The sequence below is a fragment of the Actinomadura parmotrematis genome (genome assembly GCF_019458805.1).
Taxonomy (GTDB): domain Bacteria; phylum Actinomycetota; class Actinomycetes; order Streptosporangiales; family Streptosporangiaceae; genus Spirillospora; species Spirillospora parmotrematis.
Genome location: NZ_JAIBOA010000005.1, coordinates 237,533 through 262,988 on the forward strand (window position 1 = coordinate 237,533; position 25,456 = coordinate 262,988).

Consider the following 25,456-nt stretch of genomic DNA (forward strand, 5'->3'; position numbering starts at 1 on the left):
CGCCCGCGCACGTCCCCGCCCCCGATCCTGCCCGCCTTCGTCCCCCGCTCCACCGCCCGATCCTCTGGGAGACCCCCCTTGCGCAAGATCCTGATCATCGGTGCCGGCCAGGCCGGCCTGCAGCTCGCGCTGGTGCTCGCCGGGAACGGCTACGACGTCACCGTGATGTCGGACCGCTCCGGCGAGGACATCGCCGGCGGCCGCCCCACCTCCACGCAGTGCGTGTTCCACCCGGCCCTGGACATCGAGCGCGCCCACGGGCTGGACCTGTGGCCGCAGGCGCCGCAGATCACCGGGCAGCGCGTCACCGTCGCCGGTCCCGGCGGGCAGGCGCTGCTGGAGACCTACGGCCCGTTCGCGCGGCCCGCCGCCTCGGTCGACCAGCGCGTGAAGATGCCCGCGTGGATGGACCTGCTGGAGGAGCGCGGCGGCCGCGTGCAGGTCCACCCCGTGCTGACCTCCGAGCTGCCCGCCCTGGCCCGCCGCCACGACCTCACCGTCATCGCCGCGGGCAAGGGCGAGCTGGTGGAGCTGTTCGACCGCGACGACGCCCGCTCCCCCTACCGCGCCCCGCAGCGCCGCCTGGCGGCGATCTACCTGCACGGCATGGCGCCCTGGCCGGCGGATCCGCGCCCGCACGTGCGGATCACCGCGCTGCCCGGCGTCGGGGAGCTGTTCTACATGCCGGGCCTCACCCGTACCGGGGCCTGCGACATCGTGCTGTGCGAGGCGGTGCCCGGCGGCCCCCTGGACGTGTGGCCCGCGAGCGCCCGCACCTCGCTGACCCCGGACGGCCACCTGGAGCGGCTGCGCGAGCTCACCGCCGAGTGGGCGCCCTGGGAGCACCGGCTGCTGGCCGCGGCCGAGCCGACCGACGCCCGCGCCGCCCTGTACGGCGGGTACCCGCCCACCGTGCGGCGGCCCGTCGCGGTCCTGGACGGCGTGCCGCTGCTCGGGCTCGCCGACACCGTCGTGCTCAACGACCCGGCGACCGGGCAGGGCGCCAACAACGCCTGCCACGCCGCCGACATCTACGCCCGCGCGATCCTCGAGCGCGGCGACGGGCCCTTCGACGCCGGCTGGATGCAGGCGACGTTCGACGCCTACTGGGACACCTACGCCCGGTTCCCGACCGCCTTCACCAACATGATGATCGGGCCGCTGCCCGAGCACGTGCAGCAGGTGCTCGGCGTGGCGTCGGCCGACGACGGGGTCGCCGCCCGCTTCGCCGCCTGCTACACCGACCCGCCCACCACCGAAGAGTGGATCATGGATGCGGGGGCCACCGGCGCCTACCTTGCCTCGGTCACCGGGCAGCCCGCCGGCTAGGCCCGCCCGGCCCGCCTGACCCGCCCGGTCTGCCGGGCCTTCCCGCGGCCGCGCCCGGGGGGTGTCCCTTACCCGCCGGCGGTACGACTGTGGCGGGCGGGACGGGGCCGTAGTGCGCATTTTTCCCTTTCCGGCCGCGGGCGGGTTCGCCGAGTGTGGTGGGGTGGCGCGGACGGCGGGAGACGATGTGACGATCGACGGTGCCGGGGCGGGTTCGTGAGGCGCCCGCGGCGGCCGGGGTGGCCGCGGTGGCTGGGGTGGCCGGGGTGGCGCCGGGGGGCGGGGGGCGCCGGGCCGGCGGAGGGCGTCTTCGGTCCCAAGCTCAGCGAGGCCAAGGGGTACGGCAAGGCCGTCGAGCTGTCGCGGACCGGGACGTTCACGATGGCGCGGCGGCTGCCGGCGCTGCTCGGGCAGGTCATGCGGATGGCCTGGGGGGCGGGGCGCCGCGACCTTGTGGTGACGCTGGCGCTCAACGTCGTGGTCGGGGTGTTCACCGCGTTCGGGCTGCTGGCCACCACCGCCGTCCTGACCGCCCTGTTCGCCGGGGGCCCGACGCCGGGGCGGGTGCGCGAGGCGGCGCCGGCGCTGGTGCTGGTCGGGGCGGCGATCACGATCCGGGCGGGGCTGGCGGCGGCGGCGCAGTGGACGCAGGCGCGGCTGAGGCCGCAGATCGACCGGATCGCCGAGCAGCGCCTGTACGAGCTGACGACCGCGGTCGATTTGGCGGCGTTCGACGATTCGGATTTCCAGGACGACCTGCACCGGGCGCGCATGCGGGGCGTGGACGCGGCGTCGTCGATGGTGGACAACGCGGTGGACCTGCTGACCGCCTCGGTCGGGGTGCTGGCGGCGGCCGGGGCGCTGGGCGTCCTGCATCCGGTGCTGCTGCCGCTGCTGCTGCTGACCGCGCTGCCCGAGGGGTGGGCGGCGGTGCGCGCGGCCCGGCTGGGGTACCTGACGCAGCTGGAGCTGGTGGAGGTGCGGCGCCGCGAATGGATCATGACGGATCTGATGGTGGGGCGCTGGCACGCCGCCGAGGTCCGCTCGTTCACCGTCCGCGGTTTCCTGCTGCGCGAGTACGCGGGGCTGTCGGGGCACATCAGGGCGGTGCTGCTGGGCCTGGCGCGGCGCCAGACGATGACGCGCCTGTACGGCGATGTGTTCAAGGGCGCGGCGACGGCGGTGATGTACGTGGCGCTCGGGCTGCTGCTGTGGGAGCAGATCATGCCGCTGGCGGTGGCGGGCACGGCGGTGCTGGCGATCCGCACCGGGCAGAGCTCGCTGATCAACCTGGTGTACTCGCTGAACCGCTGCTACGAGGACGGCCTGTACTTCGGCGACTATCTGGGGTACTGCGCGGCGGCCGAGGAGCGCATCTCCGCGGGCCGGGCGGGGCGGCCGGCGCTGGCGGCGGGCGAGCGGGAGCGGCGGGTGGAGCGGCTGCGCGGCTTCTCCGAGATCGTCGCCGAGGACGTCACGTTCGCCTACCCGGGGTCGCAGGAGCCGTCGCTGCGCGGGGTGTCGGTGCGGCTGGGGCGCGGGGAGGTGGTGGCGCTGGTCGGGGAGAACGGTTCGGGCAAGACGACCCTGGCCAAGGTGCTGGCCGGGCTCTACCCGCCGCAGCGGGGGCGGATCCGCTGGGACGAGGTGCTGGTCACCGGCCTGGATCCCGAGGTGCTGCGGCGGGCGATCGCGGTGGTCGCCCAGGACCACACGCACTGGCCGATGACCGCGGCCGAGAACATCGTGATGGGCGACGACCCGGGCGCGGCCGAGGTGCGGGCCGCGGTCCGCGACGCCGCCGCGGCGGCGGGCGCCGACGAGGTGATCGACGCCCTGCCGCTCGGCCTGGACACCCTGCTGGACAAGCGCTTCGAGGGCGGCCGGGAGCTGTCGGGCGGGCAGTGGCAGCGGCTGGCGGCCGCGCGCGGCTTCTACCGGGCCGCGCCGCTGCTGATCTGCGACGAGCCCACCGCCGCGCTGGACGCCCGGGCCGAGCACCGGCTGTTCGAGCAGATCCGCGCGCACGCCGCCGCGCACGACCGGACCGTCCTGCTGATCACCCACCGGCTCGCCAGCGTCCGCCACGCCGACCGCATCTACGTCCTGGAGGACGGTCGCGTCATCGAGCACGGCGACCACCGGGCGCTGATGGAGCTGGGCGGGCTGTACGCCGACCTGTACGCCCTGCAGGCGTCGGCCTACCAGGACCAGGCGGGGTTCCCGCCGGCGCGGTGAGGCGCGGCGGGGTGGGGCGCGGCGGGGTGGGGTGCGGCGGGGTGGGGTGCGGCGAGGGTCACTGGCGGTGCTCGGTGAAGGAGACGCGGCCGTCGTGGACGGTGATCTGCACCGCGACGGTGCGGGCCCGGTTGCGGCCGGCGGCGCCGAGGCCGGGGTCGGCCGCGGTGGGCTTGACGTAGCAGCGCTGCTTCAGCCGGGCCAGGGGGGCGACGCGCTGCTGCTCGGGCAGGACGGGGTCGCATCTGATCGCGGTGGCGCGCGGGGCGTAGGCGTCCCACAGGGCCCGCTCGACGCCGGTGCGGGTCACGATGAGGGCGTCGGGTCGGGCCGTCCAGCGGTGGATCGTGCCGGACTGCGGTTCGGAGGTGACCTGGTAGGTGACCGTCTGGCCGAGGAGGGTCACCTGGCAGGTGAAGGCGGGCAGGGGCGCGGGGGTGCTGCATTGCGACCGCACGGGCCGCACGACGCCGGCGGTGGCGAGGACGCGTCCCTGCAGGGCGACGCGGATGCCGCTGACGCCGTTGGCGACCCCTTCGGGGGTGCGTGTGGGCGCCGGTTCGCTGGGGACGGCGACGGGGCGGCCGCGCCCCGCCCAGGCGTCCTTGCCGCCGTCGCCGGAGCAGCCGCCGGTCAGGACCAGGCACACCGCCGCCACCGATGCCGCCGCCGGTGTCGCCGCCGGTGTCGCCGTTGTCCGTCGCACGGGGTCAGCTCCGTTCCAGTGCGGTGCGCGCGATGGCGGCCAGGCCGTCGCGGTTGTGGCCGTCCAGGAACGCCGACAGGGTGATGGTCCGCATGCGGGTGCCCTCCAGCCGGGCGACGGCGAGGGTCTCGGCGGCGTTGGCGGCGCTGCCGCCGGCGTACAGGGCCGCGTCGCCGAGGCCGGGGACCTTCTCCAGGGTGCCGGTGTACTGGCCGATGACGGCCTGGACGGTGAGGTCGGGCGAGCGGCGGGCGGGTTCGAGCACCGCCCACATCTCCACCCAGGTGCTCGCGTACTGGTAGCGGCAGGAGCGGGCGCCGCCGGGGTGGGCGGTCTCGCGGGCCCGGGGGCGGGTGGGGGTCTTCAGGGCCGAGGCCACCAGCGCGGCGCCGGCCAGGGCGCACACCTTGGTGACGGCCGGTCCGGGGGTGCGGGTGTTGGAGGGCGCGGCCAGGGGCGTGGGGCTGGCCTGGGCGAGCGGCGGCGGCTCGCTCGTCGCGCCCGCGCCGCCGGCGCCCGTGCCGTTGCCCGTGCCGCCGCATCCGGCGGCGAGCAGGACCGCCAGCGCGGCGGCGGGCAGGCGTGGTCGCACGGGGGCTCCCGGGGGTCGGGTCCCGCTTCATGATCGAGGGCGGGCGGCACCATCCTGGCCGCCCGCCCCGTCCCGCCGCCAGACCCAAAACCCGTTCCGGGCGGGGTCAGTCGCCGTGGCGGAACTCCCAGATCGCCACGCCCATCAGGCCGAGGCCCATGGCGATCACGATGAGGATCTCCAGGCCGACGGGGACGCGCCAGTCTCCCCAGGTCACGCCGGGGTTGAACGTCCGCTGCATCTGCTCGGAGACGTGCAGGTGCGCGAAGACCGCCTGGCGGAGGGGGTCGACGGCGTAGGTGAGCGGGTTCAGGCGGGTGAGGACGGTCAGCCAGGTGGGGAGGCCGTTCAGCGGATACAAAGCTCCTGAAAGGAACATCATGGGCATCATGGCCATCTGCATGACGGCGAAGAACGCCTGCATGGCCTTGATGCGGGCGGCGAGCATGACGCCGAAGCCGGTGAGGGCGAAGGCGCCGAGGAACATCAGGCCGAGCATCTGCGCGAGCAGCAGCGGGTCGTAGGGGACGCCGGCCAGGCCGGCGAGGGCGAGGATGATGACGCCCTGCAGGGTGGCGACGACGGCGCCGCCGATGCACTTGCCGACGACGATGGAGGCGCGCGAGACCGGCGCGACGAGCATCTCACGCAGGAACCCGAACTCGCGGTCCCACACGATGGAGCCGGCCGAGAACATGGCGGTGAACATCACCGACATGGCGCACACGCCGGGGAAGATGAAGGTGCGCAGGTTGACCTCGCCGTGGGAGCCGCCGGCCGAGGCGGTGAGCTTGGCCAGGCCGGTGCCCATGACCAGCAGCCACAGGACGGGCTGGACGAGGCCCGAGGCGATGCGCATGCGGTCCTGCAGGAAGCGGATCAGCTCCCGGTGCAGGACGATCTTCACGGCGCGCAGGTCGTGGGCGAGGCTGCGCTCGGGGACGCGGACGGCGGCGACGGCGGGCACGGCGGGCGCGGCGCCCGGGGCCGGGCCGGAGGCGAGGGCCCGCTCGGGGGTCGGCTCGGGGGTCGGCTCGGGGGTCGGGCCGGGGGTCGAGGTGGTGGCCATGCTCATCGCCTCCCGCGCGCGGCCATCGCCATGCGCATCCGGTCGGTGCCCTTGCCGGCGCCCTCGGCGTCGCGGATGGTGCTGCCGGTGTAGGTGAAGAACACATCGTCCAGGGAGGGCCGGGCGACGCTGACGGCGGTGATCGGCACGCCGAGGTCGGCGAACAGGCGCGGCACGAACGCCTCGCCGGAGGCGACGGCGAAGGTCACCGCGCCCTCGGCGAGGACGGCGTCCAGGCCGAAGCGCTCCTTCAGGGCGGCGAGGGCCGCGGTGCCGTCGGGGGTGCGGATCTGCACGCGGTCCTTGCCGACGGCGGCCTTCAGCGCCTCGGGGGCGTCCAGGGCGACGATGGTGCCCGAGTCCATGATGGCGATCCGGTCGCAGTACTCGGCCTCGTCCATGTAGTGGGTGGTCATGAAGATGGTGATCTCCTCGGCGGCCTGCAGCCGGCGGATGTACTCCCAGATGGAGGCGCGGGTCTGGGGGTCCAGGCCGACGGTCGGCTCGTCCAGGAACAGCACCCGCGGGGAGTGCAGCAGGCCGCGGGCGATCTCCAGGCGGCGGCGCATGCCGCCCGAGTAGGTCGACACCCGGTCCTTGCGGCGGTCCCACAGGCCGACCATGTCCAGGACCTGCCGCATGCGGCCGGCGGCGACCGCGCGCGGCACGCCGTACAGCTCGGCGTGGAAGCGCAGGTTCTGCTCGCCGGTGAGGTAGCCGTCCAGGGTGGGGTCCTGGAAGACCAGGCCGATGCGGCGGCGCACGTCGTCGCGTTCGGCGACGACGTCGTGGCCGGCGACGCGGGCGACGCCGCCGGTGGGGCGCAGCAGGGTGCACAGCATGTTGATGGTGGTGGACTTGCCGGCCCCGTTGGGGCCGAGGAAGCCGAAGACCTCCCCCGGCGCCACCGTGAAGCCGATCCCTCGGACCGCCTCGGTGTCGCCGAACCTCTTCACCAGGCCGTCCACGACGACGGCCGGTTCCCCTTCGGGCATGAGGTCTCCTCGCGTGTCGTTCCTTGGACCGGACAACCGTAGGTGTATCCTGTCTCTCACGTCAAGAGATATTAGTGCGACCAAGGAATGATCGATGCCCGACGGCTCCCCGCCGGCCGCCCCGCCCGAGTCCGCGCCCGAGTCCGCGCCCGAGCCCCTGCTCAGCGCGCCCTCCTACCTGGTGTACGAGCTGGTCCGGCTGATCCGCCGCAAGGCCGGCACGACGCGCACCGCCGACAACGGCGGGCTGCTGCGGATGCCGCACCTGATGGCGCTGGCGTGCGTGGCGGCCTACGGGCCGCTGTCGCAGCGCGAGGTGAGCGACCGGCTGTGGACCGACGCCGGCGACCTGGTCGCGGTCGTGGACGCGCTGGAGCGCGACGGCCTGGTGGAGCGGCGCCGCGATCCCGGCGACCGCCGCCGCTACCGCCTCGAGGTCACCGGGCCGGGCCGGCGGGCCCTGGCGGCGCAGCGCGACCGGCGCGCGCGCCTGAACGAGGAGCTGTTCGCGCCGCTGGCCGAGCAGGAGCGGGCCGATCTGGAGGACATGCTGCTGCGGGTCCTGGCCCACCACGACCCGCGCTTCGCCCCCGGCGGCGCCCGCCCGCCCATCGCCTGACCCCGCGCCCCGCGAGGGGGCGGGGTCAGGGGACGGGGACGACGGCGGTCATGCGCAGGCGGGCCTGGTCGTAGCGGCGCAGCACCAGGCGTGCGAGCGCGTCGTGGTCGCCCAGGGGGCGGGTGACGTGGTCGGCGCCGGCGGTCTCCAGGCGGTCCTGGAAGTGGCCGGGCGCCAGCAGGTAGGACGCCACGACCACACGTGCGGCGCCCCGCGCGCGCTGCTCGGCGATCACCCGGTCCAGGGCGGGGCCGGTGCCGGCGACGACGCCGAAGGGCACCGGCCGCCGGGTGCGGCGGGCCAGCAGGCGGGCGGCGGTGCGCAGGTCGGCGAGCGCGGCGGGGTCGCTGGACCCGGCGGCGCCGAGCACCACCGCGTCGCCGCGGCGCGCCGCGGGGATCTCGGCCAGGCGTTCGGCGAGCGCCGCCGCCAGCAGGGCGTGCGGGCCCAGCGGCCGCGCCACCGCGGCGTCGGGGCGGCGGCGCTCCACCCGCCCCGGGACGTCGATCAGCGCGTGGTAGCCGCGCGCCAGCAGCAGCGGGACGCCGACGAGCGGCCCGTCCACGCCGTGCAGGGCGTCCTCCAGGGACGGCGCGGCGATCTCGGCGTAGGACTCGGCGACGGCGATCCACGGGCGCAGCGCGCGCACGCGCCGCAGCAGGGCCCGCACGCCGGCGGTGGCGCGCGGGTCGCGCGACCCGTGGGCGACCGCCAGCAGCGCGGGCGCGCCGGGCCGCGCGCACGCCGTCGTCTCCTGCGCGTCAGCCATGGAACTCCGCCCGCAGGGGTTCGGCGGCCATGCGCGGGTCGCAGGCCAGCCGGTAGCCGCGCTTGACGACGGTCTCCACGATGCCGGTGCGGCCCAGGCCGCGGCGCAGCCGCGCGACCGCCATCTCCACGGCGTGCTCGTCGGCCTGCGGGCGGGCCTCGCGCGCCCACGGCGAGCCGCCCGACATCAGCCGGCTCGGCAGCACCCCGCACAGCTCGGCCCGCGACACCACGTGCCCGGGGCGGCGCGCCAGCGCCCGCAGGATCGCCATCGGCGCCGGCGCGATCGGCCGCAGCTGCCCGTCCAGAACGACGGCGTGGCCGCGCAGCTCCAGCTCGGTGCCGCGCACCGACAGGCGCCGCGAGCGGCGGCGCGGCAGGTTCTCGGCCAGCGCCCGCACCAGGGCGCCGATGCGGGCCCGCTCGGGCTGCACCGTCGGCACCGCCCGCTCGGTGAGGGCCTGGGCGGTGACCGGGCCGACGCAGGCGGCGACCACGTGGGTGCGCAGCGCCTCCAGCAGCGGCTCCTCCAGGCCGTCCTCGGCCGCCACCGCCAGGGTGGAGGCGACCGCGGGCGCGCTGGTGAAGGTGATGGCGTCCACGGTGCCGGCGACGGCCTGGCCGACCAGGCGCCGCAGCGGCGTGGAGTCGTCGGTGCGCGACCAGCGGTACACCGGGATCTCCACGACCTCGGCGCCGGCGGCGCGCAGCGCGCCGGTGAACTCCGGCAGCTGCTCGCCGTAGAGCTGGACGGCGACGCGGGCGCCGCGCAGGTCCTTGGCCAGCAGGTACTTCAGCACCTCGGCGCAGCTCTCGGCGGGCGGCGACCACTCCTCGGCCAGGCCGATCTGGCGGATCGCGCCGCGCGCCTTGGGGCCGCGGGCCAGGATGCCCACGCCCTCCAGCCGCGCCACCAGCTCCTCGCGCAGCCCCCAGCCGTCGGCGGCCTCCAGCCAGGCGCGGAAACCGATGCCGGTGGTGACGACGGCGTGGTCCAGGGGCCGCGCCACGCACTCCTTGGTGGCCTGCAGCAGCTCCACGTCGTCGGCCAGGGGGATCAGCCGGATGGCGGGGGCCAGCACCACGCGGGCGCCGCGCCGTTCCAGCAGCATCGCCAGCTCCTCGTGCCGGCGGGCGGCGGTGACCCCGACCGCGAAACCGGCCAGCGGCTCATCGGCGCTGCTCATCGCGGTCCGCCACCTCCACCCGGTCCCCGGGGCCGCGGCGGATCGCGAAGGTGGGCAGCGCGACGCGCGGGTCGTCCAGGCAGACGCCGGTGGCCAGGTCGAAGACCTGCTTGTACATGGGCGAGGCGACGGTGGGCGCGCCGCCGCGGCTGCCGGTGATGCCGCGGGAGATCACCTGGGCGCCGCTGAAGGGGTCGAGGTTGGCGACCGCGTACAGGGCGCCGTCGCTGGTGCGGAACACCGCGACCTGGACGCCGCCGACCATCGCGGCGGCGCCGCGCTCGGGGGTGAGCGCGCCGTAGTCGCAGACGGCGTGCCAGCGCGCGGCGGCCGGCGCGGCCGGCGCGGCCGGCGCGGCCGGCGCGGCCGGCTCGGGGACGGCCGGTGCCGCCGGTGCGGCCGGTGCGGTGGCGGGCGGCGCGGTGGCGCGGACGGCGGTGTCGGGCGAGACGGTCATCGGGCGGCAACCTCCAGGCGGGGGCCGGTCACCAGGACCGGCTTGATCTGGTCGCGTTCGGACGCGAACACGATGCTCGGGTCCGGGGTGTCGGGAGCGTTGACGAAGGACACGAAGCGGCCGAGCTTGGCGGGGTCCTCCAGGGTGTCGCGCCACTCGTCGGAGTAGGCGCCGACGTGGCGTTCCATGGCGGCGTCGAGCTCGGCGCAGATGCCCAGGGCGTCGTCGACGATGACGGCGCGCAGGTAGTCCAGGCCGCCCTCCAGGCCCTCCAGCCAGCTCGCGGTGCGCTGCAGCCGGTCGGCGGTGCGGATGTAGAACATCAGGAACCGGTCGATGTAGCGGACCAGCTCGGCGTCGGTGAGGTCGGTGGCGAACAGGTCGGCGTGGCGGGGCCGCATGCCGCCGTTGCCGGCCAGGTACAGGTTCCAGCCCTTCTCGGTGGCGATGACCCCGAAGTCCTTGCTCTGGGCCTCGGCGCACTCGCGGGCGCAGCCCGACACCGCCGACTTCAGCTTGTGGGGGGCGCGCAGCCCCCGGTAGCGCAGCTCCAGCAGGATCGCCATCGCGGTGGAGTCCTGCACGCCGTAGCGGCACCAGGTGGAGCCCACGCACGACTTCACCGTGCGCAGCGCCTTGCCGTAGGCGTGCCCGGACTCGAACCCGGCGTCGACCAGGCGCTTCCAGATCCGGGGGAGCTGCTCGACGCGGGCGCCGAACAGGTCGATGCGCTGCCCACCGGTGATCTTGGTGTAGAGGCCGAAGTCGCGGGCCACCTCCCCGATCACGATGAGCGCGTCGGGGGTGATCTCGCCGCCGGGGACGCGCGGCACCACCGAGTAGGTGCCGTTCTTCTGGATGTTGGCCAGGAAGTGGTCGTTGGTGTCCTGCAGCGCGGCCTGCTCGCCCTCCAGGATGTGGCCGTGGCCCAGGCTGGCCAGGATGGAGGCGACGACGGGCTTGCAGATGTCGCAGCCGCGGCCGCGGCCGTGCTCGGCGATGAGCCGGGAGAAGGTGGTGATGCCGGTGACGCGCGCGATGTCGAACAGCTCGGCGCGGCTGTGCTCGAAGTGCTCGCACAAGGCCTTGCTGACTTGCACGCCCGCCGCGGTCAGCTCGGCGTCCAGCAGTTTCTTCACCAGCGGGACGCAGCTGCCGCACGTGGTGCCGGCGCGCGTGCAGCCCTTCACCGCCGCCATGTCGGTGCAGCCCTGGTCGCGGACGGCGCAGCGGATCGTCTCGGCGCTGACGTTGTTGCACGAGCAGATGACGGTGGCGCCCGGCAGCTCCCCGCCGGCCGCCTCCACCCCGCCGAACAGGGCCTGCTCGGGCGTGCCGGGCAGCTCGGCGCCCAGGTGGGCGCGCAGCGCCGGATAGGCGGCGGCGTCGCCGACCAGCACGCCGCCCAGCAGGGTGCGGGCGTCGTCGCTGACGATGAGGCGCTTGTAGACCCCGGCGAGCGGGTCGGTGTAGGTGACGTCCAGGGCGCCCTGGTCGGGCCCGGCGAACGGGTCGCCGAAGCTGGCCACGTCCACGCCCATCAGCTTCAGCTTGGTGGACAGGTCCGCGCCGGTGAACGCCGCCGAGCTGGGCGGGCCGCCCGCGGCGTCGGCCAGCAGGTGGGCGGCGGCGACCTCGGCCATGCTGAAGCAGGGCGCCACCAGGCCGTAGACCGTGCCGCCGATGAGGGCGCACTCGCCCACCGCGTAGACCGCCGGGTCCTCGGTGCGGCACGCCTGGTCCACCACGACGCCGCCGCGCTCGCCGACCGGCAGGCCGCAGCCGCGCGCCAGCTCGTCGCGCGGGCGGATGCCGGCGGAGAACACCACCACGCCCGCGTCGACGCCGGTGCCGTCGGCCAGGGCGACGCGGGCGACCGCGCCGTCCGCCCCCGCCTCCAGGCCCTTCATGGGGGTGCCGGCGTGCACGGTCATGCCGAGCGTCTCGATGTGGCGGCGCAGCATCGCGCCGCCGCCCTCGTCGAGCTGGCGCGGCATCAGCCAGGGCGCGACCTCCACCACGTGGGTGTCCATGTCCAGGCCCTGCAGGGCGCGCGCGGCCTCCAGGCCGAGCAGCCCGCCGCCGACGACGACGCCGCCGACGCCGCCGACACCGCCGCCCGCCGCGCGTCCTCCGGCGGTCAGGCGGGCGCAGTGCTCGCGCAGCGCGTCCAGGTCGTCGATGGTGCGGTAGACGAACACCCCGGGCAGGTCGCGGCCGGGCACCGGCGGCACGAACGGCGCCGAGCCGGTCGCCAGGACCAGCGCGTCGTAGCCGATCACGCGGCCGGAGGCGGTGCGGACCGTGCGGGCCGCCCGGTCGATCGCGACCGCCGCGTCCCCGGTGACCATCTCCACCGCCTCGTCGTGCGCGGGGTGACCGAGGTCGGCGCCGTCGGTCAGGTAGGAGGTCAGCGCCACGCGGTCGTAGGCCGTCCGGGTCTCCTCGCCGATCACGGTGACGGTGCAGCGGGCGGCGTCACCGCCGGCGCGCAGCGCCTCCACCAGCCGGTGCCCGGTCGGGCCGTGGCCGATGACGACGATGCGGGTCGTTGCGTCTCCTCCATCGCTCATGGGGCCGATCCTGTGCAGGAGCGGTTTCGGGGCTGCGTCCCGTCTGTCACCGGCGTGTTAAAAGCCGCTCACTCTGAAACCCTTTCGTGGTCATCTCGCAACCCGGGAACGGCGAAATCCGCCGCTTCTTTCCCGCCAGGCAACTCCCGGCCCGTTCGCCGGCGCGGCGCGCTGGTTTCCGGCGCCTCACCGCGTTACCCGCGCGAGCCCCGCCCCCGCCCCGTGCCCGTCCCGCGCCCGTCCCGCGCCCGCCCGTCACTTGTCGACGGCCCCGGGTCGAGCGTTGTCACTTCCCGTCAGGGATCATTCGGCGCCGCCGGCGCGGGTGCCGCACGGATCGGCGGCGGCCCGGCGATCCGCGGCCAGGATGCGGCCGGCGCCCGCGCGCGGCCCCCCGCCGCGCCCCGGCCGCCCGCCTACGCTCGGGGCATGGCCGACCCCGCCCACGACCTCGCCCCCGACCCCGCCCACGACCCCGCCCATGACCTCGCCTACTACGCCTCGCTGCCGCGCACCCGCGGCGCGGCGGCCGCGCTGCTGCTGGACGACCTCGGCCGGATGCTGCTGGTCAAACCCACCTACCGGCCCCACTGGCAGCTGCCCGGCGGCGTCATCGAGGCCGGTGAGTCGCCGCTGGCGGCGTGCGTGCGCGAGTGCGGGGAGGAGCTCGGGCTCCGCCCCCGCCTGTCGGGCCTGCTGTGCGTGGACTTCGGCCCGCCGCGCGGCGGCATCGACGCGGTCAACGTGTTCGTGTTCGGCGGCGCCCTGGACGCCGCCGAACACGCCGCGATCGTCCTGCCGCCCGAGGAGCTGTCCGACCACGCGCTCGTCGCCCCCCACAAGGCGGCCGCGTTCCTGCCGCCCCACATCGCGCGGCGGACCGGGCCGTGCCTGGCCGCCCTGGCCGCCGGCCGCCCCGTCTACCTGGAGGACGGCCGCCCGGCCCCCTTCGCCGCCTGACCGGGCCGTTCTAGGCGGGCGCCTGCGCGGGCACGCTGTCGCGGACCCGCCGGCCGCGCTCGGGCTCGGCCGTCCGCGCGCAGTGCGCCGAGCAGTACCAGTGCCGCTCCACCTCCACGCCGTGCCCCACGATCCGCACCGAGCAGTGCTCGCAGACCGGCGCCATCCGGGTGATCGCGCACTCGAACGAGTCGAAGGTGTGCACCGCGCCCTGCGCGTGCACCTCGAACGACAGCGCGTAGTCGTTGCCGCAGACCTCGCAGGTCGCCATCTGTCCCGTTCCCCTCCCCCACCACATCACGATCACGACCTACCCGCCCCGCGCCCACCGCGAAACGCCCGCCCGGACCCCGTGAACGGGTCCGGACGGGCGTCACGCCGCCTCAAAGAGACGAAGTGCCGGAGGGCAGATGTCAGACGGTGGGCGCCAGCGCGGGATGCGCCGCACGCACCGCCGGCCGCAGATAGCAGGCCCACGTCAGCACCAGGCACAGCGCGTAGAACCCCGCCAGCGCCAGCAGCGCGGCGCCGATACCGCCGGTCTGCTCGAGGGAGACCCGGAACGCCTGCTGGACCAGCACCCCGCCCGCCGCCCCGACCGCCGAGATGATGCCGATCGCCGCCGCCGCCGGGCGCCGCGACGCCGCCACCGCCTCGGCCGCCGCGCCCGCCCGCGTCACGTCCACCTCGGCCATCGACCGGGCAGCGAACGCCGCCGGGATCATCTTGTACGTCGACCCGTTGCCCAGCCCGGTCGCCACGAACACCAGCAGGAACGCCCCCAGGAACAGCGGCCACGACCCCGCCCCCGCCGCATAGGCCACCGCCGCGATCCCCGCCGCCATCACCGCGAACGTCGCCAGCGTCACCCGCGCCCCACCGAACCGGTCGGCCAGCCACCCGCCCAGCGGGCGCGCCACCGACCCCGCGAACGCCCCCAGCCAGATCACGTGCGCGCCCTTCACCTCCGGGAACTGGCTCTTGATCAGCACCCCGAAGGTGAACGAGTACCCGATGAACGACCCGAACGTCCCCACGTACAGCACCGACAGCACCATCGTCTGCCGGTCCCGCGCCGCCGCCGCCATCTCCCGCACCGTGTACGACGACGTCGCCCGCGTCAGGTTGTTCATGAACACATACGCCAGCACCGCCGCCACCAGCACCAGCGGCATCCACACCCAGCCCACCGCCACCAGCCCGAACGCCACGATCAGCGGCGGCATCGCCAGCTGCGTCACGCTCGTCCCCAGGTTCCCGCCCGCCGCGTTCAACCCCAGCGGCAGCCCCTGGCGCGACGCCGGGTAGAAATGCGTGATGTTGGCCATCGAGGACGCGAAGTTCCCGCCCCCCAGCCCCGTCGTCGCCGCGATCAGCAGCAGCGCCCAGAACGGGATCCCCGGATGCCCGATCGCATACACGAACAACCCGCACGGCACCAGCAGCAGCAGCGCGCTCACCACCGTGAAGTTACGGCCCCCGAACCGCGCCGGCGCGAAGGTATAGGGCACCCGCAGCACCGCCCCCACCAGGTTCGGCACCGTCGTCAACCACAGCGCCTGCCCCACCGACAGGTGGATCCCCGCCCCCGGCAGCGAGAGCACCGCGATGCTCCACAGCAGCCACACCGAGAACCCCAGATGCTCGGTGATGATGGAGAACACCAGGTTCCGAACGGCCACCCGGCGCCCCGTGGACGCCCAGAACGCCTCATCATCGGGCCGCCAGTCATCGATCCAATGGCGGCCGCGCCCCGGCGCGGGCGCGGCGGTCGTCTCATCCAGCGCGGTCATGCCCCAGCCTTCCTGTCGTCGGACACCCCCGACGCTAGGAACCACCCGTTACAACCGGCGACGCCCACTGTGCCCGCACTGCTACATCGTGCGCACACCCGAAACCCGCCCCTGTGAAACCGGGCCCCCAAAATTGATCGGTTCAAAGCCCCGACCCCGGGTAGCGGGAACAGCAGCAGATCGGAACAGTGACGCGGCGGACACCCGGCGTGACCGAACAGGCACACCGGAACCCCCGCCGCGCTGACCCAGCTACGCGAGGAGACACCCAGATGGCCGAGGAGAACCCGGTGAAGGCCGCCGTGGAGAAGGTCAAGGACGCCGCCACCGCCGCCACCGGCGGCACCGCCGGCGAGCAGCCCATCCCCGGCCGGCCCAGCCCCAGCACGCCCACCGTCGAAGAACCCACCACCCCGCGCGAACCCCTGCCCCCCAAGCCCGACCAGGGCACGCCCGCCACCGTCACCCCGACCGGCGCCCCCACCGGCGCCCCACCCGAATCCAAGGCCCAGCAGGGCGCCTACCTCACCACCGCCACCGGCACCCGCCTGCCCGACACCGACCACTCCCTCAAGGCCGGCCCCCGCGGCCCCGTCCTGCTGCGCGACCACCACCTGCGCGAGAAGATCACCCACTTCGACCACGAACGCATCCCCGAACGCGTCGTGCACGCCCGCGGCGCCGCCGTCCACGGCGTCTTCACCGGCTACGGCACCGCCGCCGGCGTCACCAAGGCCGCCTTCCTCGCCGAAGGCGTCCAGACCCCGGTCTTCGTCCGCTTCTCCACCGTCCTCGGCTCCCGCGGCTCGGCCGACACCGTGCGCGACACCCGCGGATTCGCCACCAAGTTCTACACCACCGAAGGCATCTGGGACCTGGTCGGCAACAACATCCCGGTCTTCTTCATCCAGGACGCCATCAAGTTCCCCGACGTCATCCACGCCGGCAAACCCCACCCCGACCGCGAGATCCCCCAGGCCCAGAGCGCCCACGACACCTTCTGGGACTTCGTCGGCCTGCACACCGAAGGCACCTTCCACACCATGTGGAACATGTCCGACCGCGGCATCCCCCGCTCCTACCGCACCATGGAGGGCTTCGGCGTCCACACCTTCCGCCTGGAGAACGCCGAAGGCGCCACCACCCTGGTGAAGTTCCACTGGAAGCCCAAGGCCGGCGTCCACTCCCTCACCTGGGAAGAAGCACAGATCACCGCCGGCGCCGACCCCGACTTCCACCGCCGCGACCTGTTCGACGCCATCGAAGCCGGCGCCCACCCCCAATGGGAACTGGGCATCCAGACCTTCCCCGACACCCCCGACCAGATGTTCGAGGGCATCGACCTGCTCGACCCCACCAAGATCGTCCCCGAGGAGCTGGCACCCGTCCAGCCCATCGGCCTCATGACCCTCAACCGCAACACCACCAACTACTTCGCCGAGACCGAACAGGTCGCCTTCCACCCCGGCCACCTCGTCCCCGGCATCGACGTCACCGACGACCCCCTCCTCGCCGGCCGCCTCTTCTCCTACATCGACACCCAGATCACCCGCCTCGGCGGCCCCAACTACAACCAGATCCCCATCAACCGCACCCACGCCCCCGTCAACGACATGCTCCGCGACGGCCTCCACCAGCACGCCGTCCACGGCGGCGTCGCCCCCTACAAACCCAACTCCCTCGACGGCGGCTGCCCCTTCTTCGCCGGCGCCGCCCAAGGCGGCTACATCGAGGTCCCCGTCGAAGTCGCCGCCGCACCCCGCGTCCGCCAGGCACCCGCCACCTTCGACGACCACTTCAGCCAGCCCCGCCTCTTCTGGGCCAGCCTGTCACCCGTCGAACGCGAACACCTCATCGACGCCTACAGCTTCGAACTCGGCAAGTGCTACGAACAGCCCATCAAGGAGCGCTACCTCAAGGTCCTCGCCGAAATCGACCCCGTCCTCTGCACCAAGGTCGCCCAAAGCCTCGGCCTGCCCGCACCCCAGCCCACCGGCACCCCCACCGACGTCCAGCCCAGCCCCGCCCTCTCCCAAGTCGGCAAGGTCTGGCCCACCACCGGCCGCATCATCGGCATCATCGCCGGCCCCGACGCCGACCTCGCCGAGATCACCGCCACCCGCACCGCGATCCTGGACGGCGACATGGTCCCCCTCCTCATCGCCCCCACCGGCGGCCCCCTCGGCGACGGCCCGCTCGTCGCCCAGCGCACCTTCGCCACCGCCCGCTCGATCGAATTCGACGCCCTGCTCATCGCCGGCGCACCCGCACCCGGCGACGACGCCTACGGCGCCCGCGACGCCAAGGCCGGCCTCCGCGAACCCACCGACGCCGCCGTCGACCCGCGCGTCACCCAACTGCTCAACGAGGCCTACCGCCACGCCAAGGCCATCGGCGGCTGGGGCGACGCCACCACCGCCCTCACCGCCGCCGGCATCCCCGACGGCGCCACCGGCGTCATCACCGGCACCGGCGGCACCGCCGTCCTCCAGCAGATCGCCGAACTGCTCGGCCGCCACCGCGTCTGGGAACGCTTCCCCGCCGCCGGCGACCTCACCTGACCCACACCACCACCCGCACCACCCGCTGAGGCGGCCCCGGCACCCGCCGGGGCCGCCTCACCCCGTCCGGCGATACAACGGCGCCGCCGGAATATCAGGCCAACGCAACGAACGCCCCGACGACCGCAACACCGCCTCCCACGCATCCAACCCCTCACCCACCACCAACGGCAGATGCGGAACCCCCCAATGCCACGCCGACACCAGCAACTCCGCATCCCCCGGCCGATGATCCTCCCCCACCGCCCGCGCCAGATCCCACGCGTGCAGATGCCACTCCACACACGCCGCACCCGCGTGATCCCCCACCGTGTACTTCGTCCCCCGATGGATCAAATGCGTCCGATCCCACTGATCCGGCACCAGATCCGCATACGCCCCCGCCGACACCGTGAACGCCACCACCCGCGCCGCACCACTCTCCACCGGCAGCACCGCCAACTCCGCCGCGTTCTGCCGCGCCTGCTGACGAATCAACACCGCCGTCGCCGCATCCTGCCCGAACAACTTCGCCAACCTGCTATCCGGCGAATCCTGCAAATACTCCAAATACCCCTCCGCCACACACCGCAGATGCCCCGCCAACTCCAACGCATCCCACTCAGTGCACGGCGTCGCCACCCTCCAGTCGGGCACCCGGGCCGCCAGCGCGCGGATCGCCTGCACCCCCTCCTGATAGCACTCCAGGACACGGTGCCGCTCGGGCGGCGTGCGCTCCACCTGGTGACCCCCCTCCCCCTGCACGCGGCGGGCCCGCACCACCGCGCCCGCCGCCCCCGGCCGGGCACGCCCCAACAGCGTCCCGGCTTTCCCCGTGAGACGGCAGAATCTCAGAACTCGATGGCCGGTGCCACTCGCCAGGACCATGCCACGCCGACACGTCCCACCAGGTCACCGGCCCTCCACCACCACCCTCAAACGGTCGGCGCGTCCGCCACCGTCGGGCGCGTCCGATAGGAGAAACGCAACTCCTCACGAGCGGTCCGCAACCGGTCGATCTCCGCACTCCACGGCCGCACACCCGGCCGCGCCAACCCCTTACGCCGCCCGATCTCCGCCGCCCGCCGCGCCTTGGCATCCTGCCCGGCCGTCCGATACCCCTTCGGCCCGATCTCCACCCGCTCAGCGGCCTCCGCCGCCGCCAACGCCTCCCCCAACGCCCCGTCGAACGCGACCGACAGCTCATGCAGCTCAGCAGCAGGCCGGCCCGCCTCCTGCGCCGCGCGCAACTCCCCCTCGGCCCGCCCAGCGGCGGCCAGCAGCTCCCGGTAGTCCTTCGCCAGCTCGCGGTCGGCCTCGTACGGCGCGGCGACGTCCTTGCTCACCCGGCGGCCCAGCGGCATCTGCGGCTCCTTTGCATCGATCGCGTCCTCGGTTATGGACGGGGCAAGCGTACGCTCGCCCGCGGCGCGTTGTGACGGGGGACACCCGGCCCCCATCCTTTACGTAGTAAGGTGGGGTCATGGTCCGGCAACCGAGCATCAACGCCCAGCACCGCCCGCCGCTCTCCATCGAGCGGATCGTCGAGGCGGCCCTGCAGATCATCGACGGCCAGGGCCTCGGCCGGCTCACCATGCGGCGCCTCGGCGACGCGCTGGAGGTCGAGGCGATGGCGATCTACCACCACCTGCCCCGCGGCAAGGAGGAGCTCCTGGACGCCCTCGTCGCGCACGTGGCCGCGGCCCCCGCCGCCGCGCCCGCCGGCGACCGCGGCGGCGGCGCCTGGCGCGACGAGCTGCGCCGCTGGGCCACCTCCTACCGGGCCCGGCTGCTGGAGCACGCCGGCGTGCTGCCGCTGCTGGTCACCGGCCGCAACCCGGCCGCGCTGATGAGCACCACCGCCTCCCTCCGCGAGATCCTGCGGCGCGGCGGGGTGCCCGAGGACGCCGCCGCCGGCGCCGCCCACGCCCTGCTCGCCCTGGTCATCGGCCACACCGCCCTGGAGGTGCGCGGGAACGCCCCCGGCCAGGGCGAGCGCACCGACTGGGACGTCCGCTTCCACACCGCCCTCGACCTGGTCCTGGACTCGGTGCGGCCCGCCCGGCGAACCGGCTAGCGCGGACCGGCCAGCACGGACCGGCTAGCAGAGCCGCTGGTCCACCACCAGGACCTCCAGGCCCGGCGTCCCGCCGAGCCAGGTGAGCGGCCGCCGCGGATCGAGGCGGGCCAGGGCCTCGGGCACCGTCCCGGCGATCTGGTCGGCGTGCACCACGCACAGGTGGTGGGCGGGCGCGCGGGCGAGGGCCCGGCGGCCCTGCCCGCGCCCGCCGTCCAGCACGACCGCGCCGGTCTCGGCGACGGCGGCCGCGCAGCCGGTCACGACCGCGTCCAGGGCCGCCAGCGCGGCGTCGTCCAGCGGCGGGACGTCGGCGAGGGCCCGCACGCCGTCCAGGTCGGCCAGCCAGCCGTAGGGCAGGCCGGCCGGGACCGCGATCCGCTTGGCCTCCCGGCCCCACAAAGCGGCCGCGACGGCGGTCCCCAGCTCGTCGGCGCCCACGTGCCGCACCGGGACGCGCAGGTCGGCGACCCGCTCGGTGAACAGCGCGACGACATCGGCGCGCTCGGCGCCGAGACCGCGCCGGTAGTCGCGCGGCACCCCGGCGGCACCGCCGCGATCGGGGCCGAGCGCGGCGCGCACCCGCGCCAGCACGCGGTCGCGGCCGCTCACCGCCGCCCCCACCACGCGCGGAAGCTCTGCGCGGGCGGGGCCGGCAGGTCGCGGGCGTCGCTCCACTTGCCGAGCCTGCCGGGCAACCGCCCGATGCGCCCGCCCCGCGCCAGCAGCCTCCCCCACCGGGCGCCCCGGCGGAGCGCCGCCTCGTAGCGGCGCGGCTCGGCGAGCGTCCAGGCGGCCGCGCGCATCGCGGCCAGCTCCGGTGCCGGCACCGGCCGGTCGCGGCGCGCCTCGACCACCTCGCCGCGCAGGTGCACCAGCAGCCCCGGCAGGTCGATCTTGACGGGGCACACGTCCGCGCACGCGCCGCACAGCGTGGAGGCGAACGGCAGCGAGGCGGCGTGCGCCCCGCGCACACCGCGCTGCAAGGGCACGCGGACCGCGCCGATCGGCCCCGCCCCGCCGGGCCCGTAGGCGGCCGGACCCGTCCGCTCGTAGACCGGGCACACGTTCAGGCACGCCTCGCAGCCGATGCAGCGCAGCGCGGTGCGCCCGACCGGATCGGCGAGCGCGCGGGTGCGCCCGTTGTCGACCAGCACCAGGTGGCAGGCGGCCGGACCGTCGCCGGCGACCGGACCGCTCCACACGACGGTGCGGGCGGCGGTGCGGCCCGCACCCGACGCGCGCGGCAACAGCTGCAGGAAGACCTCCAGGTCGCGCCAGGCGGGCACGGCCTGCTCCAGCCCGGCGACCGCGACGAGCGCGGCGGACGGCGCCGGCGCCGCGTCCCCGCCGCTCCGCACGAGCGCCCCGGTCTCGGCGACCATGAAGTCCACGCCCGTCACCGCCACCGCGGCCGCGGCGCCCGCGTCCAGCACCGCGATCCCAGCGGCGGCGAGCCCGCCGGCCAGGCCGATCTCGCGCAGCACCGGCGCGTCCGCGACGGCCGCCCCCGACTCCCCCTGCGCGCGCACGAGCCCGGCGACGACGCGCACGGCGTCGGCGGCCGACACCGCCCAGTGCACGGTCCCGCCCGCCTCCACGACCGCGCCCTCCAGCTCCTCCAGGTAGCGGTCCAGGTCCAGCAGGGTGCGGTCGCGGACGGCGGCACCCGCCGCCCGCAGCTCCTCCCAGTCGGCGCTGTCGGCGACGGCCCCGGCCGCCCCCGCGCGCGCCGCCGACGTCGCCTCGCGCAGGCCCCGCCGCACGGACGGATCGGCGAGCGCCTCGCGGGCCGCGTCGGCGAAGCGCGGCGGAGGCGGCGGGGGCGGCGGGGGCGTCCCGGCGGGCGGGACCGCGCCGCTCACCCCTCCTCCGGCCCGGCGAGGATCTCGGCCAGATGGGCGACGCGCACCCCCGCGTGCAGGCGCGACAGGGCGCCGCCGATATGGGCCAGGCAGGAGTTGTCCAGAGCGCACAGCACGTCGGCCGAGGTCGCGCGCACGTGCCGCACCTTGTCGGCGGCCAGGGCCACCGAGACGTCGGCGTTCTTGACCGCGAACGTGCCGCCGAAGCCGCAGCACTCCTCCGCCGCCGGCAGATCCACCAGCTCCAGGTCCCGCACCGAGGCCAGCAGCCGCAGCGGCCGGTCGCCGACGCCGAGCCCGCGCAGCGCGTGGCACGTCGGCTGGTAGGCGACGCGGTGCGGGAAGCGGGCGCCCACGTCGGTGACGCCGAGGACGTCGACCAGGAACTCGGTCAGCTCGTAGACCGCGAGCCGCCCCGCGGCCTCGGCGAGAGCGGGATCGCCCGCCGCGCGGGCGATGCCCGCGTAGGAGGCGCGGACCGTCGCCGCGCACGACGCCGACGGCGTGACGACCGCCCCGGCGCCGTCGAACACGCCGGTGAACGCGCGGGCCAGCGCCGCCGCCTCCCGCCGGTAGCCCGTCGTCCAGTGCATCTGCCCGCAGCAGGTCTGCGCGGCGGGGAAGTCCACCCGGTGGCCGAGCCGCTCCAGCAGCCGCACCACCGCGCGGCCCGTACCGGGGAACAGAGCGTCGTTGTAGCAGGCGACGAACAGCGCGACCCGCACCGCCTCCACCCCCGTCCTCGGCCCCGCCCGCCATGGTAGAGGCGGCGGCGCCGCGGCGGGCGAAAAGATCGGGGCCCGCGGCCGCCCCCGGCCGCATCCCGCCTCCACCCGTCTTCAACGGGAATGTTCGCCTTCCGTCCGGCGTGTCGTTCTCGCTCCGTTACCGGGATCGGGGCACGCTGGACCCTGCACCTCCGAGTGAGGCGGGTCACAGCCGGACGGTACTCCGGTACCACGGGACAACCGTCCCATCGGGCTATGGTCGCGACGCCGCGAACCGTTCCACACTGAGGTGCGTCATACAAGCAGCACCACCATGAAGTTCACCACAGTGAAGACCGGAGGCACGCCGATGTGCCGGCACCAGACACCCTGTCCCCCGTCCGACGGACCCGACCGCGAGGCCGCCCGCACCGTGGCCAGCCACCCCGAGCAGGGGTGGAGCCTGCTGTGCAACGGCGTCGTGCTGTTCGAGGACACCGGTGAGCTGCTGCCCGACGGAGCGGTGATCGCCCCGCACCGGCCGACCGACCCGCGGGTCGTGCCGGCCGCCTGAACCGGCCCCCCCGCCGGGGGACTAGTTCCAACGGGTGATCATCCTCGGGGGCACCGCCCGCCGCGTCCGGCCGCTGGACCCGCCCCGGGTCCAGCGGAACCGTGACATCCCCTAGCCCACCAGCGGCCGCCCGGCGGCCCACCGCTCCAGCCAGGGCGCCGCCGCCGCGCCCACCGCCGCCGGATCCCGGGCCAGCTCGTGCCGCTCCCCCGCCAGCACCACGACCTCGGCCGCGTCCGCCGCGTCCGGCACCCCGAACGGATCCCGGTCGCCGTTCACCACCAGCACCGGCACGCCCGCGCCCCGCAGCTCCCCCGCCCGCGACCGCTCCGGCCGGCCCGGCGGATGCAGCGGGAACGCCAGCGCCACCACGCCCACCGCCCCCGCCTCCCCCGCCGTCCGGCACGCCACCCGCGCCCCGTTGCTCCGGCCGCCCTGCACCAGCGGCACCCCCGGCCACCGGCCCCGCAGCACCGCGACGATCTCCAGCCACGCCTCGTCCTGCCGCGCCGCGGGCCCCGGCGCCCGCCGCCCCGCCAGCCGGAACGGCTGCATCACCCGCGCGACCACCGCGCCCCGCGCGAGCGCCGCGTCCCGCACCGCCAGCAGGTCGGGCGCCTCCACTCCCCCGTTGGACCCGTGCGTCAGCACCACCAGCAGCGCCGGCCCGCCCGCCGCGTCCGGCTCCTCGACGGTGACCTCCGCGGGCCCGTGCGCGGTCGTCAGCGGGATCACGCGCCCCCGCGGCGCCTCCTCGATCGGCATGCCGGCCACCGTACCGCCCGCACCGCCCCGCCCCCGGTAGGGCAGACTGACCGCATGGAGATCATGACCGAGGGTGAGTGGCGCGACTTCGTGCTGCAGGGCACCCGGACCGCCAAGGTCGCCGTCACCCGCAAGGACGGCACCCCGCACGTGACGCCCGTCTGGTTCGTCATGGACGGCGACGAGATCGTCTTCAACACCGGCGCCGCCACCGTCAAGGGCCGCGCCCTCGCCCGCGACCCGCGCGTCGCGCTCTGCGTCGAGGACGACATGCCGCCCTACGCCTTCGTGGCCATCGAGGGCACCGCGACGCTGTCCGACGACACCGCGGCCATGCTGCCGCTGTCCACCGCCATCGGCGCCCGCTACATGGGCCCCGACCGCGGCGAGGAGTTCGGCCGCCGCAACGCCGTGCCCGGCGAGCTCCTCGTCCGCGTGCGCGTCGACAAGGTCGTCGCGCAACGCGACCTGGCCGTCTGACGGCCGGACCGGCGGCCGCCCGCCGGGCGGCCCGGCCTCACCGCTCGGGCTGCTCGGGGGCGTCCATCGCCAGGCGCAGCCGCTCGGCGAAACTCTCCTGCAGCAGCGGCCCCCAGGCGTAGCCGCCCGGCACCCGCACGGCCTGCCCGATCGCCTCGCCCGCCTCCGCGCCCGCCGCGGGCCGCACGGCCAGCAGCGCGTACATGTGGTCGAGCGCGCCGAACGCCTCCCCCGCGACGGCCGGCAGCGTCCCCTCGGCGACCGCCTGCTCCAGCACCGGCTCCCACCACAGGTCGGCCGGATCGGCCTCGTCGTCCTCCCCGCCGAAATCACGGCGCAGCCGCGCGCGGACCTGCCCCGCGACGCCGGGATCGGCCAGCCCCCGCCGCCACACCTCGGGCGCCTCCCCCGGACGGCCCCGCAACGGCAGCGTGCGCGCCAGCAGCTCCACCGCCAGCGGCCCCACCTCGGGATCGGCCGGATCGGCGAGCGCCGCCCCGAACGCGCCGATCGCCTGATCCAGGCACGCGATGCCGAGCGCCACCGCCAGCCGCGCGTAGGCGTGCGGCGCCGCGTCCCGGTCGATCAGCTTCAGCCCCGCCGTCAGCGCCCGCTGCGCACGGGCGGCCTCACCGCGCTCCAGCAGCCGCTGCGCGAGATCATGGGCGGCGAGCGTCCCGTACTCGGCGTCGCCCGTCGCGAGCGCCAGCTCCCACTGCTCGCGCGCGGCCTCGAAATCGCCGGCGTCGTCGGCGATCCGGGCGAGCGCCAGGTGCGCCGGCGGCAGGTAGGCGGGGTTGCCGAACTCCACCACCGTGCGCCAGGCGGGCTCGGCCGCCTCGCGCTCGCCGGTCCGCTCGTGGGTCAGGGCGAGATGGTAGGCGGCCCGCGGGCCGTACTCGGGGTCGCCGGTGGCGATCGCGGCGCGATCGGCCTCGCGGGCGGCGGCCACGTCCCCGCCGTCGTCGAGGACGACGGCGAGGCCGAGCGCCGCGCGCGCCCGCAGCGGCGTGTCGCCGAGGTCCAGGACCTGCTGGAACAGCGCCGCGGCGCGCCCGGGGTCGCCGTCCTCGGCGTACCGGCGGGCCTGCTCGCACATCAGGGACGGGTCACCGGCTCGCGCCGCGTCAGGCGTGTGGCTCATTGGCTCTGCTGCCCTCTG

25 protein-coding genes are annotated in these 25,456 nt (G+C 75.4%); 8 read left to right on the top strand and 17 right to left on the bottom strand.

Translation table 11 applies throughout. From position 1 onward, the window contains the following. Positions 1–78: 78 nt before the first annotated feature. Both K1Y72_RS37095 and K1Y72_RS37100 read left to right on the top strand, forming a co-directional pair. The gene (locus K1Y72_RS37095; RefSeq protein WP_220165533.1) at positions 79–1,329 is read left to right on the top strand and encodes a styrene monooxygenase/indole monooxygenase family protein; all 1,251 of its coding nucleotides are present in this window, start codon (positions 79–81) and stop codon (positions 1,327–1,329) included. A gap of 381 nt (positions 1,330–1,710) precedes the next feature. Continuing rightward, entirely contained in the window at positions 1,711–3,567 is a 1,857-nt protein-coding gene (locus tag K1Y72_RS37100; RefSeq protein ID WP_220165702.1) for an ABC transporter ATP-binding protein, read from the top strand. 58 nt (positions 3,568–3,625) lie between these two features. On the opposite strand, the gene K1Y72_RS10400 is transcribed toward K1Y72_RS37100, so the two are convergent. The 4 genes from K1Y72_RS10400 to K1Y72_RS10415 all read right to left on the bottom strand — a co-directional run bounded on the left by K1Y72_RS10400 (position 3,626) and on the right by K1Y72_RS10415 (position 6,929). Further along, positions 3,626–4,216: a hypothetical protein gene (locus K1Y72_RS10400; protein WP_220165534.1), complete on the bottom strand. Its 591-nt coding sequence runs from the start codon at positions 4,214–4,216 to the stop codon at positions 3,626–3,628. Between the two features lie 61 nt (positions 4,217–4,277). Further along, the gene (locus K1Y72_RS10405) at positions 4,278–4,865 is read right to left on the bottom strand and encodes a hypothetical protein (RefSeq protein WP_220165535.1); all 588 of its coding nucleotides are present in this window, start codon (positions 4,863–4,865) and stop codon (positions 4,278–4,280) included. A gap of 106 nt (positions 4,866–4,971) precedes the next feature. Continuing rightward, on the bottom strand, positions 4,972–5,934 hold the full coding sequence (locus tag K1Y72_RS10410; RefSeq protein WP_220165536.1) for an ABC transporter permease: 963 nt from the start codon (positions 5,932–5,934) through the stop codon (positions 4,972–4,974). 2 nt (positions 5,935–5,936) lie between these two features. Beyond that, positions 5,937–6,929, bottom strand: a complete 993-nt coding sequence (locus K1Y72_RS10415) for an ATP-binding cassette domain-containing protein (RefSeq protein ID WP_220165538.1) — start codon at positions 6,927–6,929, stop codon at positions 5,937–5,939. Between the two features lie 94 nt (positions 6,930–7,023). Between K1Y72_RS10415 and K1Y72_RS10420 the strand changes: the two genes are divergently transcribed. Continuing rightward, positions 7,024–7,548 (top strand): MarR family winged helix-turn-helix transcriptional regulator, encoded by a 525-nt coding sequence (locus K1Y72_RS10420; RefSeq protein ID WP_220165540.1) that lies wholly within the window; start codon positions 7,024–7,026, stop codon positions 7,546–7,548. A 25-nt stretch (positions 7,549–7,573) separates the two neighbouring features. Here the strand turns inward: K1Y72_RS10420 and K1Y72_RS10425 are convergent, their stop codons facing one another. The 4 genes from K1Y72_RS10425 to nirB are packed head-to-tail and all read right to left on the bottom strand — an operon-like array spanning position 7,574 to position 12,533. Continuing rightward, positions 7,574–8,317 (bottom strand): sirohydrochlorin chelatase, encoded by a 744-nt coding sequence (locus tag K1Y72_RS10425; protein WP_220165542.1) that lies wholly within the window; start codon positions 8,315–8,317, stop codon positions 7,574–7,576. Further along, positions 8,310–9,503, bottom strand: coding sequence for a uroporphyrinogen-III synthase (locus tag K1Y72_RS10430; protein WP_220165544.1), 1,194 nt, complete (start codon positions 9,501–9,503; stop codon positions 8,310–8,312). The genes K1Y72_RS10425 and K1Y72_RS10430 overlap by 8 nt, the downstream gene beginning before the upstream one ends. Continuing rightward, positions 9,487–9,960 (bottom strand): nitrite reductase small subunit NirD, encoded by a 474-nt coding sequence (gene nirD, locus K1Y72_RS10435; RefSeq protein ID WP_220165546.1) that lies wholly within the window; start codon positions 9,958–9,960, stop codon positions 9,487–9,489. The genes K1Y72_RS10430 and nirD overlap by 17 nt, the downstream gene beginning before the upstream one ends. After that, positions 9,957–12,533: a nitrite reductase large subunit NirB gene (nirB, locus tag K1Y72_RS10440; protein WP_220165548.1), complete on the bottom strand. Its 2,577-nt coding sequence runs from the start codon at positions 12,531–12,533 to the stop codon at positions 9,957–9,959. The genes nirD and nirB overlap by 4 nt, the downstream gene beginning before the upstream one ends. A 429-nt stretch (positions 12,534–12,962) precedes the next feature. Here nirB and K1Y72_RS10445 point away from each other — a divergent pair, with 429 nt between their 5' ends. Continuing rightward, positions 12,963–13,493: an NUDIX domain-containing protein gene (locus tag K1Y72_RS10445; RefSeq protein ID WP_220165550.1), complete on the top strand. Its 531-nt coding sequence runs from the start codon at positions 12,963–12,965 to the stop codon at positions 13,491–13,493. 10 nt (positions 13,494–13,503) lie between these two features. On the opposite strand, the gene K1Y72_RS10450 is transcribed toward K1Y72_RS10445, so the two are convergent. After that, complete coding sequence (locus K1Y72_RS10450; RefSeq protein WP_220165552.1) at positions 13,504–13,764, bottom strand: metallothionein; 261 nt, start codon at positions 13,762–13,764, stop codon at positions 13,504–13,506. A 142-nt stretch (positions 13,765–13,906) separates the two neighbouring features. Beyond that, a complete protein-coding gene (locus tag K1Y72_RS10455) occupies positions 13,907–15,286 on the bottom strand; it encodes an MFS transporter (RefSeq protein WP_220165554.1) in 1,380 nt (459 codons plus the stop codon). Between the two features lie 272 nt (positions 15,287–15,558). Here K1Y72_RS10455 and K1Y72_RS10460 point away from each other — a divergent pair, with 272 nt between their 5' ends. Next, the gene (locus K1Y72_RS10460) at positions 15,559–17,847 is read left to right on the top strand and encodes a catalase (protein WP_220165556.1); all 2,289 of its coding nucleotides are present in this window, start codon (positions 15,559–15,561) and stop codon (positions 17,845–17,847) included. A gap of 57 nt (positions 17,848–17,904) precedes the next feature. Here the strand turns inward: K1Y72_RS10460 and K1Y72_RS10465 are convergent, their stop codons facing one another. Both K1Y72_RS10465 and K1Y72_RS10470 read right to left on the bottom strand, forming a co-directional pair. Then, entirely contained in the window at positions 17,905–18,567 is a 663-nt protein-coding gene (locus K1Y72_RS10465) for a maleylpyruvate isomerase N-terminal domain-containing protein (RefSeq protein WP_220165558.1), read from the bottom strand. A 194-nt stretch (positions 18,568–18,761) separates the two neighbouring features. Next, on the bottom strand, positions 18,762–19,190 hold the full coding sequence (locus tag K1Y72_RS10470) for a plectin (RefSeq protein WP_220165560.1): 429 nt from the start codon (positions 19,188–19,190) through the stop codon (positions 18,762–18,764). Between the two features lie 119 nt (positions 19,191–19,309). Between K1Y72_RS10470 and K1Y72_RS10475 the strand changes: the two genes are divergently transcribed. Next, positions 19,310–19,903, top strand: coding sequence for a TetR/AcrR family transcriptional regulator (locus K1Y72_RS10475; protein WP_220165562.1), 594 nt, complete (start codon positions 19,310–19,312; stop codon positions 19,901–19,903). A 24-nt stretch (positions 19,904–19,927) separates the two neighbouring features. Here the strand turns inward: K1Y72_RS10475 and K1Y72_RS10480 are convergent, their stop codons facing one another. The 3 genes from K1Y72_RS10480 to K1Y72_RS10490 are packed head-to-tail and all read right to left on the bottom strand — an operon-like array spanning position 19,928 to position 22,493. Beyond that, a complete protein-coding gene (locus K1Y72_RS10480; protein WP_308286995.1) occupies positions 19,928–20,515 on the bottom strand; it encodes a LutC/YkgG family protein in 588 nt (195 codons plus the stop codon). Continuing rightward, positions 20,512–21,768 carry a 4Fe-4S dicluster domain-containing protein gene (locus tag K1Y72_RS10485; protein ID WP_220165566.1) on the bottom strand — a complete coding sequence of 419 codons (1,257 nt, stop codon included), beginning with the start codon at positions 21,766–21,768 and terminating at the stop codon, positions 20,512–20,514. Before K1Y72_RS10485 ends, K1Y72_RS10480 begins: the two co-directional genes overlap by 4 nt. Beyond that, positions 21,765–22,493, bottom strand: a complete 729-nt coding sequence (locus K1Y72_RS10490) for a (Fe-S)-binding protein (protein WP_220165703.1) — start codon at positions 22,491–22,493, stop codon at positions 21,765–21,767. Before K1Y72_RS10490 ends, K1Y72_RS10485 begins: the two co-directional genes overlap by 4 nt. Before the next feature lie 352 nt (positions 22,494–22,845). On the opposite strand from K1Y72_RS10490, the gene K1Y72_RS10495 reads away from it, so the two are divergent. After that, a complete protein-coding gene (locus K1Y72_RS10495; protein WP_220165704.1) occupies positions 22,846–23,049 on the top strand; it encodes a DUF5999 family protein in 204 nt (67 codons plus the stop codon). A gap of 111 nt (positions 23,050–23,160) precedes the next feature. On the opposite strand, the gene K1Y72_RS10500 is transcribed toward K1Y72_RS10495, so the two are convergent. Then, positions 23,161–23,814 carry an alpha/beta hydrolase family protein gene (locus K1Y72_RS10500; RefSeq protein WP_258572204.1) on the bottom strand — a complete coding sequence of 218 codons (654 nt, stop codon included), beginning with the start codon at positions 23,812–23,814 and terminating at the stop codon, positions 23,161–23,163. Positions 23,815–23,868: 54 nt separating this feature from the next. Here K1Y72_RS10500 and K1Y72_RS10505 point away from each other — a divergent pair, with 54 nt between their 5' ends. Beyond that, a complete protein-coding gene (locus tag K1Y72_RS10505) occupies positions 23,869–24,294 on the top strand; it encodes a PPOX class F420-dependent oxidoreductase (RefSeq protein WP_220165569.1) in 426 nt (141 codons plus the stop codon). A gap of 37 nt (positions 24,295–24,331) precedes the next feature. Here the strand turns inward: K1Y72_RS10505 and K1Y72_RS10510 are convergent, their stop codons facing one another. Further along, positions 24,332–25,438 (bottom strand): tetratricopeptide repeat protein, encoded by a 1,107-nt coding sequence (locus K1Y72_RS10510; RefSeq protein WP_220165570.1) that lies wholly within the window; start codon positions 25,436–25,438, stop codon positions 24,332–24,334. Between the last annotated feature and the right edge of the window lie 18 nt (positions 25,439–25,456).